This is a genomic window from Roseateles sp. GW821-FHT09G03, from assembly GCF_059416045.1.
Genome location: NZ_JBWKOK010000003.1, coordinates 153170 through 165818 on the forward strand (window position 1 = coordinate 153170; position 12649 = coordinate 165818).

Here is a 12649-nt window from a genome sequence, read left to right on the forward strand (position 1 = left end):
AAGGGGGCGCCCGCCATCGACGGCTGTCCGCGGCCTGGCCGCCGCCTGGCCGCCGCCCGGCTTACTTCTTCTGGGGCTTGGGCACCCAGCCGGTGCCAACGATTTCGGCGGCGACGTTCTCGGCGAACGCTTTCACGTTCTCCTCGTCGGCCGTCGTGACGGCCATGCGGCTGCCGGTCTTGAACGTGCCCTTCCAGACGGTCGTGTACAAGGGCGACGCGAACGACACCGGGATCGACAGTTCGCCGTACACGTCGAGCTGCATCCGGGCGCCGGCGCCGCCGTTGTCCGAGGTGATGCCGATCACGGACAGCTCGAGCTTGGCGTTCATGTCCACCAGTCCACCCCGGCATACCGACGACTGCACGCCACTGGCCTGCAGTTGCTGGGCGATCAGCGTTGGCGCGTTGCGCTGGTAGAGCTCGACGATCTGTTGCGAGGCGGCCTGCGCTCCGGCCAGGTGAGACTCGGACGGTTTCACGCCCACCGTCATCACGCGGATCTGTGTGCCGGGAGCGGCCGCCAGGCGCGACACGCAGAGCTTCTCGATCGGTGCCTTGGGCGGCTTCGGCGCGACCAGGGTCTCGGAAGACTGCGTGATCGAGGCGCACGCGCCGATCAGCCAGCACGGGGGGTATTGGGTGGAGGCGCAGCCGGTCAGCGCGAGGGCTGAGGCCAGGACGAGGGAGTGGCGGGCGATGGACATCGGCGCAGTGTAGGAAGCTCCCGGGGCGCTCGCCGCCCACACGGCGTGAGAAGTGCCCGTTTCGCGTGCGCGACTCCCGTGTCCCAGGGGGTCGGCCCGACGCCGACTCGGCGTCAGCGCGCGATGACGACCAGCTCCAGGGCCGCGTCGCTGCTGCGCCCGTAAACGACCAGCAACCGGCTGTTCGACTTGCAGATCTGCTCGTAGATCTCGGTGCGTAGTCCGTCGCCGAATTCCGCGTCGGACGTCTGGATGTCATCCGGCATTCCGAGTGATGCGTGGACCTCTTCACGCGGGATGCTGACCAGCGGGCGAGAGGGCCAGACCAAGGTGACGGACGGCTGCGCTTGCCAGAAATTGCCCGCATAAGTCGCTGTCATGCCCAGCGGCGTCGGCGCCTTGTCAGAGCGGCGTACGACCGAGTCTTCGTAGAAGTTGGTGCGGAGCGCGAAGGGCAAGTAGTCCGCCAGGATCACGGGCTCAAAGATCAATCCCAGGTCGCAGACCCGCTTGAGTAGAAGTAGCAGCGGCCGAGTGGCCTCGGACCGGGGCGGGGGCGGAGGAGGCGTTGGGGTTGGCGGCGCATTTCTTCCATTGAACGGAATGGTCGCGGAGGTCGTGAACGTTGCGACCGCCATCGCGGCGAGCACAGCGGACTGAAGGAGTCGCCTCACGCCCGCTCGCCCCGTTTCGAAAAAGCCATGTCTGAAGGCAGCCATGGCAGCGAGTCTAATCATCAGCGGCGCCGATTGAGCGTGAGCACGAGCCACGTCCGAAGTCCGGCCCTCAGCCCAACCCGATCGACCCAGCGCATGCACACCTACGACCCCACCGCGCCCAACCTGCCCCACAACCCGTTCAACGCCATCGTCGGCCCGCGGCCCATCGGCTGGATGTCCACGAAGAGCAAGGCCGGTGTCGTGAACCTGGCGCCGTACAGCTTCTTCACCGCGTTGAACTACACGCCGCCCATCATCGGTTTCTCCAGCATCGGTCGGAAGGACTCGCTGAGGAACATCGAGGAGACCGGCGAGTTCGTCTGGAACCTCGCCACCCGCGACCTGGCGGAGGCCATGAATGCCACGTGCGCGCGGGTCCCTCACGGCGTCAATGAATTCGAGCTCGGACAACTGACCGAGGTCGCGTCCGTGAAGGTGGCGCCGCCTCGCGTCGGGGAGAGCCCGGTCGCCTTCGAGTGCAAGGTGTCCCAGCTCATCCAGCTGAAGTCGAAGGACGACGAGCCCGTCGACACCTGGATGATCCTGGGTCAGGTCTTGCTCATGCACATTTCCCCGGCCCTGTTGAAGGACGGACTGTTCGATACCGCGGCGGCCAGGATCATCCTGCGAGGCGGTGGTCCCGGCGACTACTTCGAGCTCGGGGAAAAGTTCTTCATGGCGCGCCCCGACTGAACGTCATCCCCGGTGTGAACGGGGCATGAGGGCGCGTGCGCCAAGTCGATCGTTTGAGGCGCGCGCCTGCCGCCGCGATGGCAAACTCCGCCGACCTTTTCAGGAGGGCGCATGGGTTTTGTGACGACGCGCAACTTGGCGCGCGACTACGACGTCATCGTCGTCGGCTCGGGGGCCGGTGGCGGCCAGACGGCCTACACACTGGCGCTGGAAGGCGTGAAGGTGCTGATGCTGGAAGCCGGCCGGTACTACGACTTCCGCACCGAGACGCCGATGTTCCAGGCCTCGCACGACGCCCCGCTGCGCGGCGCCAGCACGCCGGACAAGCCCTTCGGCTTCTACGACGCGACGGTGGACGGCGGCTGGCAGGTGCCGGGCGAGCCGTACACGCAGGCGTCCGACAAGGAAGAGCAGCGCTTCGACTGGTGGCGCGCCCGCATGCTGGGCGGCCGCACCAACCACTGGGGCCGCATCTCGCTGCGCAACGGGCCCTACGACTTCAAGCCCTACAGCCGCGACGGACTGGGCTTCGACTGGCCCATCGACTATCAAGACCTGGCCCCGTACTACGACAAGGTCGAGATGCTGGTCGGCGTCTACGGCAGCAACGAGGGTCTGGAGAACACGCCCGACTCGCCTGACGGCTGCCTGCTGCCCGCACCCGCGGCGCGCGTGGGGGAGCGCCTCGTCGCGCAACGCGCCGGCAAGCTGGGCATCCCGGTGGTGCCCATCCATCGCGCCGTGCTGACCGCGAAGCTCGACGACAGCCGCATCCCCGCGCTGCTGCATCCCGGCAACCCGCGCGCGCAGGCGCTGGTTGCGCAATCCATGCGCGAGCGTGCGGCCTGCTTCTGGGCCACGCCGTGCTCGCGCGGGTGCTCCATCGGCGCGACCTACCAGAGCCCCGCGGTGCACCTGCCGCCGGCATTGGCCAGCGGCAACCTCGACGTGCTGTGCGACGCCATGGTCTACGAGGTGACGACCAAGGATGGCAAGGCCAGCGGCGTGCGCTTCGTCGACCGCAAGACCGGCAAGCACATCGAAGTCAAAGGCCGCGCGGTGGTGCTGTCCGCCAGTGCCTGCGAGTCGGCGCGCATCCTGTTGAACAGCAGGACCAGCGCCTACCCGCAGGGCCTGGCCAACAGCAGCGGCAAGGTCGGCAAGTACGTGATGGACACCGTCGGCAGCGACCTGTCCGGCCAGGTGCCGCTGCTGGAGAACCTGCCGCCGCACAACGAGGATGGTGCCGGCGGCTCCCACCTGTACGCCCCCTGGTGGCTGTACGGCAAGCAGGGCGCGCGCTGGGCCGAGCAGGGCCTGGGCTTCCCCCGCGGTTATCACATCGAGCTGGGCACCGGCCGCCGCATGCCCGGCGCCAGCACCGGCGCGGGCCTGGAGTGGCTGACGAAGGGCAGCTACGGCGCGAAGTTCAAGCAGGACGTGCGCCGCACCTTCGGCTCGTTCGTGTACTTCGCCGGCCGGGGCGAGATGATCCCGAACGACCAGTCGTTCTGCGAGATCGACCCGACGAAGAAGGACCGCTTCGGCATTCCCGTGCTGCGCTTCCACTGGCAGTGGGCCGAGCACGAAACCCGCCAAGCCGCGCACATGCAGAAGACCTTCGCCGAGATCGTCGAGGCCATGGGCGGCAAGGTGCTCGACGGCGGCCCCGAGCTGGACGGCCGCAAGGCCATCGCCCCCGGCGGCTCGATCATCCACGAGGTCGGCGGCGCCATCATGGGCGCGGACGCCAGGACCTCCGTCACCAACGGCTGGGGCCAGACCTGGGACGTGCCCAACCTGTTCCTGTCGGACGGCGCGCCCTTCGCCTCCAATGCCGACAAGAACCCCACGCTGACGATCATGGCGCTGGCCTGGCGCCAGGCCGACCACATCGTCGACCGCTTCCGCAAGAAGGAGCTCTGAGCATGGACCGCAGAACGACCCTGCAATGGATGCTGGCCGCGGGCGCGGCGCTCAGCGTCGACGTGTCGGCCGGCGCCACGCCCGCCCGGCGCGTGGACGGCAAGGGCGGCAAGCCCAAGGGCTACGGCACCGACCCGACGCTGACGAAGAGCTACAAGAGCGGCGAGCTGTGGCCGCTGACCTTCAACGCCGCGCAGAACCGCACCGCGCAGGCGCTGTGCGGGCTCATCATCCCGGCCGATGACCAGTCGCCCAGCGCTGCGCAACTGCAGGTGCACCGCTTCATCGACGAATGGATCAGCGCGCCGTACCCGACCCAGACGAAGGACAAGCCCGTCATCGTGAGCGGCCTGGATTGGATCGAGGCCGAAAGCGCGAAGCGCTTCGGCGGCAAGCGCTTCGACCAGCTCGACGTCTCGCAGCAATCGCAGATCGCCGACGACATCTGCTGGACCGAGCGCGCCAAACCTGAGTTCGCCACCGCCGCGCGTTTCTTCAAGCGCTTCCGCGACCTGACCGCCGGCGGCTTCTACACGACGCCCGACGGCATGAAGGACGTCGGTTTCGTCGGCAACATCCCCTCCGTCACCTTCGACGGCCCGCCCCTCAAGGTCCTGCAGATCGTTGGAGTCGCCTGATGCGCCTTGCCCCCATTGCTTCCATTGCGGCTGCTGCCGCGCTTGCCCTGTCCGCCACTGCCCACGCCGCCGACATGCCCAACACGCTCACCGCCGAAGAATCCGCCGCCGGCTGGCAACTGCTGTTCGACGGCAAGAGCCTCGAGCACTGGCGCGCCAGCGACCAGCCCGGCTCCTTCAGCGTGAAGGACGGCGCCGTCGTCGTCCGCGGGCCGCGCTCGCACCTGTTCTACATGGGGCCCGTGCAGCAGCACGACTTCAGGAACTTCGAGTTGAAGGTCGACGTGATGACCTTTCCCAAGGCCAACTCCGGCGTCTACTTCCACACCCAGTGGCAGGAGGTGGGCTGGCCTGAGCTCGGTTATGAGGTGCAGGTCAACAACTCGCACAGCGACCCGAGCCGCACCGGCGGCCTGTGGGGCGTGCAGGACTATCTGAAGGTTGTGTCGCCGGACAACCAGTGGTTCACGTTGACCGTGCGTGTCGAGGGCAAACACGTCACCACCTTCGTCAACAGCGAGAAGACGGCCGACTACACCGAGGAGTCGCCCATCGTCCGCAAGAAGGGCCTGGAGAAGCGCTATCTGGCCAGCGGCACCTTCGCGCTGCAGGGCCACGATCCCGAGAGCGAGGCGCACTTCAGGAACATCAAGGTGAAGGTGCTGCCTTGACGCCTGCGGCGGCTGCTGCGGCCTGACCCCGGCGTGGCGCCAGCGACGCTGGTCACGCCGGCAGCGCCCTCATGAGAAAGTCAGGTCCAGGCCGAGCATCGTGCCCAGGCTGAAGGTCAGGACCACCAGGCCGACGACCAGCAGCAAGAAGACAACGGCCACGATGGCGCTCGTGCGAAGCACCGCGCGCTGCTTCTCCGCCCCGTTCTCCTTCTTTGCCCGGTCGTAGTGCCACTTGATGGCGAAGAACATGCCGATGCACAGCACGCTGGCCTTGAACGCAATGAAGACTGCAGGGACCCATTCCATGATGTTCGACGTTTCCAGGCTCTCTTTCCGAGTTGCCACTGTGCGCTCGGCGCCATGAAAAATACAGATCCAGATTCTTAGAAAAAGACCGGATCAGATGTGAAGCGCTACGAAGTCCTGGCCGATGACCTGGCGGCGTCCATCGCCGCGGGGCAGTTGCGCCCCGGCGACCGCCTGCCCTCGGTCCGCGAAGCGAGCAAGGACCGCGGTGTCAGCCCGTCCACCGTCTTCGAGGCCTACTACCTGCTCGAGGCCCGCGGCCTGATCGAGGCGCGGCCCCGGTCCGGCTACTTCGTCAACGAGGCGGCGATCCCGCACGCCGAGCCCCACGCGTCGGATCCGCTGGCCGAGGAGCGCAGCGTCGAGGTGTCGGAGCTGGTGTTCCAGGTGCTCGGCCTGTCGCGCAACCGGGCCGTCGTACCGCTGGGCTCGGCGTTTCCGAGCCCGGCCCTGTTCCCGCTGGACAAGCTGGCCCTGGCACTGGGCAAGGCCACGCGCGGGCTGGACCCATGGCGCACGGTCGAGGACCTGTCGCCGGGCAGCGCCGAACTGCGGCGCCAGATCGGCCTGCGCTACCTGGGCGCCGGGTGCAAGGTCGACGCGGACGAGATCGTCGTGACCAACGGCGCGATGGAGGCCTTGAACCTGTGCCTGGAGGCGGTCACGCAGCCGGGGGACCTCGTCGCCATCGAGTCGCCGACCTTCTATGGCGCCTTGCAGGCGCTGGAGCGCCGCGGACTCAAGGCGGTCGAAGTGGCCACCCATGCGCGCACCGGCGTCGACGTGGCGGCGCTGGCGGCCGTTCTCGACCGTCATCCGGTCAAGGCATGCTGGCTGATGCCGAATTTCCAGAACCCGTTGGGCAGCCTGATGCCCGATGCGGCCAAGGCGGCGCTGGTGGCGTTGCTCGCCGAGCGCGGGATCCCGCTCATCGAGGATGACGTCTACGGCGAGTTGTATTTCGGTTCACGCCCACGGCCCGCCAAGGGCTGGGACAAGGCCGGCCTGGTGCTGCACTGCAGCTCGTTCTCGAAGTCGCTGGCGCCCGGATACCGCGTCGGCTGGGCGGCCGCGGGCCGGTTCGCCCGGGATGTCAGCCGCCGCAAGCTTATGAGTTCATTGGCCACCCCGGTGCCTATGCAGGAGGGCTTGAGCGAGTACCTCCGGCGGGGCGGCTACGACCGGCACCTGCGGCAGCTTCGGCAAGCGCTCGTCACGAACCGTCAAGCCGTGCTGAGGACCATCGCGAGGAGCTTTCCTGAAGGCACGCGGGTCACGCAACCGGAGGGCGGCTACTTCGTCTGGGTCGAGTTGCCCGCCCGGATCGACGCGCTGGAACTGCACAGGGTCGCCCAGTCCCATGACATCAGCATCGCGCCGGGGCATCTGTTCTCGGCCGATCGCCGTTTCACGCACCACCTGAGGCTCAACTTCGGGCATCCCGACCACGCACAGGTCGAGGAGGCGCTGAAGACCTTGGGTCAGATTGCAAAGGCGCTTGTGGGCTAAGGGGTTCGGCCGGGGCCGAATGGGCCCCGACCGTGTGATCCCTGAGCCGGCCTCCCGGCCGGCTTCGCTCAAGGCAACGCGTTCAGCGACGACCTCACGCCCGTCGAGAAGCTCTTCCCGTCATGGCGGTCCCAGTTGATCGACCACGTCATCACGCCGCGGAACGTCGGATAGGCCTGCGGCGGCTTGATCGCGCCGCATTGCGACAGCTTCGTCAGGCAGTTGAGCGCCGCCGTGATCGTCGCGACGCTCGCCTGGCCGCTGTTGGCCGACGACGGGCCTGATGGCAACCCGAACGCGACCTGGTCTGGCCGCAGTCCGCGGAACACGAACGGCCCGGTGCCGTTGTTGGTCGTGAAGCCCTCGATCAGCATCCGGCTGGTGGCCACGAGCATGTCGGCGCTGCCTTCGGCCAGGCCTTGCGTCGCGTACGGCGTGTAGACGGCGCCGTTGTTGTAGTACTGGACGTGGAGCACGTTCAGCTCGTCGCGCAGGCCGTCGATGATCGGCAGGTACGCGCCCCAGATGCCGCTGTAGGCGACGAAGCCGCCCTGGACGTACGGGTGCTCCGGCGCCATCGACAGGTAGAAGCCGCTGCCGATGCGCTGCTTCAGCTGCTTCACCGCCGTGACCAGGTTGGCCTGCACCGGCGCGCCCGAGGTGACGCCGGCGCCGCTCTCCAGATCGATGTCGATGCCGTCGAAGCCGTAGCGCCGCATGATGGCCTCGACGCTGTTGACGAAGTTGGTCACCTGCGTTGCGTTGTTGAGCGTCACGGTGCCGTTCTGGCCGCCGAAGGACAGCACGACCTTCTTGCCCTTGGACCGCGCGGCCGCGACGTCCGCGATGAAGCGGGCCTCGCCGCCAGCGCTCGGGTCGAGGTTGAAGGCGATGCTGCCGTTGCCCGCATCGTCCGCGAAGGCCACGACGATCACGTCGTAGTCGGCGGAGACCTCGCTGATCGGGAAGGTCGGGCCGGCCGGGTTGGTGAAGTTGTGCCAGTAGCCGATCAGCTGGTGCTTGCCGGGCGCGGGCGCCGGGCCGGGCGACGGGGCCGGGGTGGGCGCGGGGCCAGGTGCGGGCGCCGGTCCAGGCGAGGGAGCAGGCGAGGGCGTGGGCGCCGGCGACGGGGCGGGTGGCGTCGAGCCGCCATAGACCGTCCACGGTTTGCCGGAACCGACGGGGCCGTTTTGCGCGGCGGGGTTGTCGCCCTGCGTCCACCAGTTGGCGCGGTAGATCACGCCCTGGTAGCTGACGATCGCGCCGCCCGAGTAGGCCGTGGCTGCGTTCCACGCGCCCTGCGGCGCAGGGGCCGGAGACGGGGCCGGCGTGGGGGCAGGGGCGGGACTGGGCGCCGGGCTCGGCGTGGGTGCCGGGGAAGGGGCAGGCGAGGGTGCCGGGCCGCTCGCGGGGCCGACCAGCGTCCACAGCGACGCGTTGGTCGGGTTCCAGCCGGTGCTGGCGTAGTCGGTCTGGTTGACGGTGGCCCGGTAGAGCTGGCCGTTGTAGCTCACGACCGTGCCGGCCGTGTAGTAGACATCGGGCTTCCAGGCCGCGGCGGTCTGCGCGACCGCCTGGAAGGTGAGGGCGGCGGCGCCGAGGGCGACGATCAGTCGCAGCGGGGCGGACGTGGCGGAGGAGGGGCGTCGGACGGAGACGGTCATGGCAGTGGATCCAGGGTTGAGACCGAAGCGGGTCCCGAACCCGCACCAAAGCCGCCGGAGGCGCATGCGAGCCAGCCGACGGATTGCGTCGACGGTGGATCTTTACTGGTATTCGAATAATCCAGTTTTCATGCCACCGCTTGGATACCACTTTCCGAAATCCGGACGAAGTGGCGCAGCGGGAAAACCCGGATCGTGGTGACAAGGCGTGTGGTCGGGTGCCTGGAAGCGGGGGGCTGGACGGGCCGCGTCACAAATCGACGAGCCGGGGGGCTCAGCGAAGGCCGGCTGAGCGTGCTTCACCACCTTGGCCCCGTGGTATCGCGAGATTCGTGCTCAACTCTGCAGGGGATTCGCCGATATTGAAGGTATGAACATCGCCAATTCCTCCAGCGTCGCTGCCGCGGTCAGCGGTGCTTCCAACAGCACGCCAGGCACGGTGGGCAATGCCGCCAGCCTGCTGGTGCTCCGCAAGGCCATGGACGTCCAGGAGTCCGGCGCTGCCGCGCTGCTCGCCGCCCTGCCGCAGGCGCCCGCCCTGGCCACCGAGGGCAGCCTCGGGCGCAACGTCAACACCTACGCCTGATCGCGCGGCTGCGCGACCCGCAGCGGGTCGCGCGCGCTCCGATGCCCACTTCAGGTGGCCGCGTCTGGGTACCCATAGTGCGGCGGCACATCGACTGGAAGCCATGGCCATTCGGACCGCTTCTTGAGAGTCCTTCTCGCGGCGGCAAACTCCTCGTCGGTGAGGAACATGCCGTGGAGGTCGTTGCCACCGTAGAGCGCGTAGAACCTGTGGGACGAGGTCTGGAGATTCGCGTTGACGATGTCGAAGAACGCGACAGTCGCCCGCTCCCAGCAGTCGACGTTCGTGGTGCCGGCGTCCCAGACCTGAATCCTCTTTCCGGCCGCCGAGATGGCATAGCTCGGTTCGTCGTCGTCGATGTGCTCGGTGACCTCGATGGGCGACTCCGCAAACTGCTGCAGCGTGGGAAGCAGTTCAAGGTAGGCGGACAAGATGCCCAACTCCGCAAGGGCCTCGGCGTCCAATCCGATCGCCTTGTCGTAGTCGAGCGGGTCTTCAATCGATTCGCCTTTGGGCTCAGGCGTACCGCCTGAAAGCATGGATCTCAGGCGGTTGAGGAAGGCCGTCATTCCAGAGCCTCGACCGTCATTTGCCCGCTGCGGCCGCGGCCGCCGCGCGCAGCTTGTCCTTCTTGCTCGGCCGCCTGCCCTTGATGCCGCCGGTGGCGGCTTCGGGCGAGGCGACCTCGGTCGGCTCGAAACCGGCGATGCGCTCGCGTTGGACGCGACGTCCCTGACGCTTCTCGATCAGGCGGAAGTGCGCTTCCGTGGCCGCGCTGATGAAGCTCACCGCGAGCCCGCTCGCGCCGGCGCGCGCCGTGCGGCCGATGCGGTGCGTGTAGTCCGCCGCGGCACGCGGCAGGTCGTAGTTCACCACCACCGGCAGCCGTGCGATGTCGATGCCGCGCGCGCCCAGGTCGGTGGCGACCAGCACCTGAATCCGCCCCGCCTTGAAGTCCGCCAGCGTGCGCGTGCGGGCGCCCTGGCTCTCGTCGCCGTGGAAGGCCGCGGCCTGGAGGCCACCGCGACGCAGCTTGTCCGCCACGTGATCGCAGGCGTAGCGCGTCGCGACGAAGACCAGGACGCGTGACCACTGGCCCTGCTCGATCATGTGGCGCAGCAGCGGGGTCCGCTTCGCGACGTCGACCTCGACTGCGTGTTCCTCGATCTGGCCTTCGGTGGCGGGCTCGCCGGTGATCTCGATCCGCACCGGGTCGTGCAGCAACTGATCCGACAGCGCCTGCACCGCTGCCGGGAAGGTGGCGGAGAACAGCAGGTTCTGACGACGCTTCGGCAGCAGCGCCAGCACCCGCGCCAGCTCGTCGGCGAAGCCGGCGTCGAGCAGCCGATCGGCCTCGTCCAGCACCAGGCACTCCACGTCGGCGAGCTTCAGTGCATTCTTCTCGACGATGTCCAGCAACCGGCCCGGCGTCGCGACGACGATGTCCGCGCCGCCGCGCAGCGCCATCATCTGCGGATTGATCGACACGCCGCCGTAGAGCACCGAGACCTTCAAGGGCTCGTCGAGGAAACGTCCGACCTGGATCACCGTCTCGCCGACCTGCGCGGCGAGCTCACGCGTGGGCACCAGGACCAGCGCCTGCGTGCGGCGCAGCGCAGGCCGCACGCGCGAATCGATGCCATGCAGCATCGGGAAGACGAAAGCCGCCGTCTTGCCGGAGCCCGTCGCCGCCGAACCCAGCAGGTCGCGGCCAGCGATGATCGGCGGCATGGCGGCCGCCTGGATCGGCGTGGGGATCTCGAAACCGAGCTCGTCGGCCGCGCGCACGAGGCGCGACGACAGGCCCAGCGCGGCGAAGCTGTCCACCGTGCTCACAGCAGGCGCACCTTCACCGACTTGCCCTTGACCTTGCCGGCGTTGAGCTTGCGCAGCGCCTGGTCGGCGATGCCGCGCTCGACGGCGACGTAGGTCGAGAACTCGTTGACGTTGATCTTGCCGATCTGCGCGCCGTCGAAGCCGAGGTCCTTGGTCAGCGCGCCCAGCACGTCGCCCGGACGGATCTTCTCCTTGCGGCCGCCCAGGATCTGCAGCGTCACCATCGGCGGATGCAGCGGCTCGGCGCCGGGCTCGGTGGTGAGCTCGGTCAGCGGATGCCACGGCGTGACACTGCCCTGCATCTGGTCGATGCGGCCGACGCGGCCCATTTCATCGAGGCTCGCGAGGCTGAACGCCCAGCCTTCCTCGTCCGCACGCCCGGTGCGGCCGACGCGATGCACATGCACCTCGGGGTCGGGCGTGATGTCGACGTTGATGACGGCTTCGAGCTGCGCGATGTCGAGACCGCGCGCCGCGACGTCCGTCGCCACCAGCACGCTGCAACTGCGGTTGGCGAATTGCACCAGCACCTGGTCGCGGTCGCGCTGGTCGAGGTCGCCGTGCAGTTCCAGCGCGACGATGCCTTCGGCCTGCAGCACGGCGACGAGGTCGCGGCACTGCTGCTTGGTGTTGCAGAACGCCAGCGTGCTGGCCGGGCGGAAGTGGTTGAGCAGCAGGCCGACGGCATGCAGGCGCTCGTTTTCCTTGACCTCGTAGAAGCGCTGGCGGATCTTGCCGGCCGCGTGTTTCTCCTTGAGCGTCACCTCCTGCGGCGCGCGCATGAAACGCGTCGCGATGGACTTCACGCCGTCCGGATAGGTGGCCGAGAACAGCAGTGTCTGGCGCGTCTTCGGGCAGTTCGCGATCACTTGCGCGATGTCTTCGGCGAAGCCCATGTCGAGCATGCGATCGGCTTCGTCCAGCACCAGCGTGTTCAGCGCTTCCAGCGTCAGCGTCTCGCGTTGCAGGTGGTCCAGGATGCGGCCCGGCGTGCCGACGACGATGTGCGCGCCGTGCGACAGGCTCGCGAGCTGGTTGCGGATCGGCGCGCCGCCGCACAGCGTCAGGATCTTGATGTTGTCCTCCGCGCGCGCCAGGCGGCGGATCTCCTGCGTCACCTGCTCGGCGAGCTCGCGCGTCGGGCACAGCACCAGCGCCTGCACGGCGAAGCGGCGCGGATTCAGGTTGGTCAGCAGCGGCAGCGAGAACGCGGCGGTCTTGCCGCTGCCCGTCTTCGCCTGCGCGATCAGGTCCTTGCCGGCCAGCGCGAGCGGCAGGCTGGCGGCCTGGATGGGCGTCATCGAGAGGTAGCCGAGCTGCTGCAGGTTCGCCCGCATCGCGGGCGGCAGCGGCAGGCTGTCGAAGGAGGTGGCGCTAGGCGCCGCCGGCGGC

Annotated in this window: 13 protein-coding genes; 6 read left to right on the plus strand and 7 right to left on the minus strand. The window is 68.3% G+C overall.

Annotated features, from left to right (window positions below):
• Positions 1–61 precede the first annotated feature (61 nt).
• Entirely contained in the window at positions 62–706 is a 645-nt protein-coding gene (locus AC07OZ_RS12915; RefSeq protein ID WP_495467508.1) for a hypothetical protein, read from the minus strand.
• Between the two features lie 113 nt (positions 707–819).
• A complete protein-coding gene (locus AC07OZ_RS12920) occupies positions 820–1182 on the minus strand; it encodes a hypothetical protein (protein ID WP_495467509.1) in 363 nt (120 codons plus the stop codon).
• A 336-nt stretch (positions 1183–1518) separates the two neighbouring features.
• On the opposite strand from AC07OZ_RS12920, the gene AC07OZ_RS12925 reads away from it, so the two are divergent.
• The 4 genes from AC07OZ_RS12925 to AC07OZ_RS12940 all read left to right on the plus strand — a co-directional run bounded on the left by AC07OZ_RS12925 (position 1519) and on the right by AC07OZ_RS12940 (position 5353).
• Positions 1519–2118: a flavin reductase family protein gene (locus AC07OZ_RS12925; RefSeq protein ID WP_495467510.1), complete on the plus strand. Its 600-nt coding sequence runs from the start codon at positions 1519–1521 to the stop codon at positions 2116–2118.
• A 111-nt stretch (positions 2119–2229) separates the two neighbouring features.
• On the plus strand, positions 2230–4044 hold the full coding sequence (locus tag AC07OZ_RS12930) for a GMC family oxidoreductase (protein ID WP_495467511.1): 1815 nt from the start codon (positions 2230–2232) through the stop codon (positions 4042–4044).
• A 2-nt stretch (positions 4045–4046) separates the two neighbouring features.
• Positions 4047–4682 (plus strand): gluconate 2-dehydrogenase subunit 3 family protein, encoded by a 636-nt coding sequence (locus tag AC07OZ_RS12935; protein WP_495467512.1) that lies wholly within the window; start codon positions 4047–4049, stop codon positions 4680–4682.
• A complete protein-coding gene (locus AC07OZ_RS12940) occupies positions 4682–5353 on the plus strand; it encodes a 3-keto-disaccharide hydrolase (protein ID WP_495467513.1) in 672 nt (223 codons plus the stop codon). The genes AC07OZ_RS12935 and AC07OZ_RS12940 overlap by 1 nt, the downstream gene beginning before the upstream one ends.
• A gap of 69 nt (positions 5354–5422) precedes the next feature.
• Here AC07OZ_RS12940 and AC07OZ_RS12945 read toward each other — a convergent pair whose 3' ends face one another.
• Positions 5423–5662, minus strand: coding sequence for a hypothetical protein (locus AC07OZ_RS12945; protein ID WP_495467514.1), 240 nt, complete (start codon positions 5660–5662; stop codon positions 5423–5425).
• A 99-nt stretch (positions 5663–5761) separates the two neighbouring features.
• On the opposite strand from AC07OZ_RS12945, the gene AC07OZ_RS12950 reads away from it, so the two are divergent.
• Positions 5762–7171: an aminotransferase-like domain-containing protein gene (locus tag AC07OZ_RS12950; protein ID WP_495467515.1), complete on the plus strand. Its 1410-nt coding sequence runs from the start codon at positions 5762–5764 to the stop codon at positions 7169–7171.
• A 68-nt stretch (positions 7172–7239) separates the two neighbouring features.
• Here the strand turns inward: AC07OZ_RS12950 and AC07OZ_RS12955 are convergent, their stop codons facing one another.
• Positions 7240–8835: a chitinase gene (locus AC07OZ_RS12955; protein ID WP_495467516.1), complete on the minus strand. Its 1596-nt coding sequence runs from the start codon at positions 8833–8835 to the stop codon at positions 7240–7242.
• Positions 8836–9205: 370 nt separating this feature from the next.
• Here AC07OZ_RS12955 and AC07OZ_RS12960 point away from each other — a divergent pair, with 370 nt between their 5' ends.
• On the plus strand, positions 9206–9421 hold the full coding sequence (locus AC07OZ_RS12960) for a putative motility protein (protein ID WP_495467517.1): 216 nt from the start codon (positions 9206–9208) through the stop codon (positions 9419–9421).
• Positions 9422–9471: 50 nt separating this feature from the next.
• Here AC07OZ_RS12960 and AC07OZ_RS12965 read toward each other — a convergent pair whose 3' ends face one another.
• The 3 genes from AC07OZ_RS12965 to dbpA are packed head-to-tail and all read right to left on the minus strand — an operon-like array spanning position 9472 to position 12594.
• Positions 9472–9990, minus strand: a complete 519-nt coding sequence (locus AC07OZ_RS12965; RefSeq protein WP_495467518.1) for a hypothetical protein — start codon at positions 9988–9990, stop codon at positions 9472–9474.
• Positions 9991–10006: 16 nt separating this feature from the next.
• Complete coding sequence (locus AC07OZ_RS12970; RefSeq protein ID WP_495467519.1) at positions 10007–11257, minus strand: DEAD/DEAH box helicase; 1251 nt, start codon at positions 11255–11257, stop codon at positions 10007–10009.
• Positions 11254–12594 carry an ATP-dependent RNA helicase DbpA gene (dbpA, locus tag AC07OZ_RS12975; RefSeq protein ID WP_495467976.1) on the minus strand — a complete coding sequence of 447 codons (1341 nt, stop codon included), beginning with the start codon at positions 12592–12594 and terminating at the stop codon, positions 11254–11256. The genes AC07OZ_RS12970 and dbpA overlap by 4 nt, the downstream gene beginning before the upstream one ends.
• Positions 12595–12649: the final 55 nt, after the last annotated feature.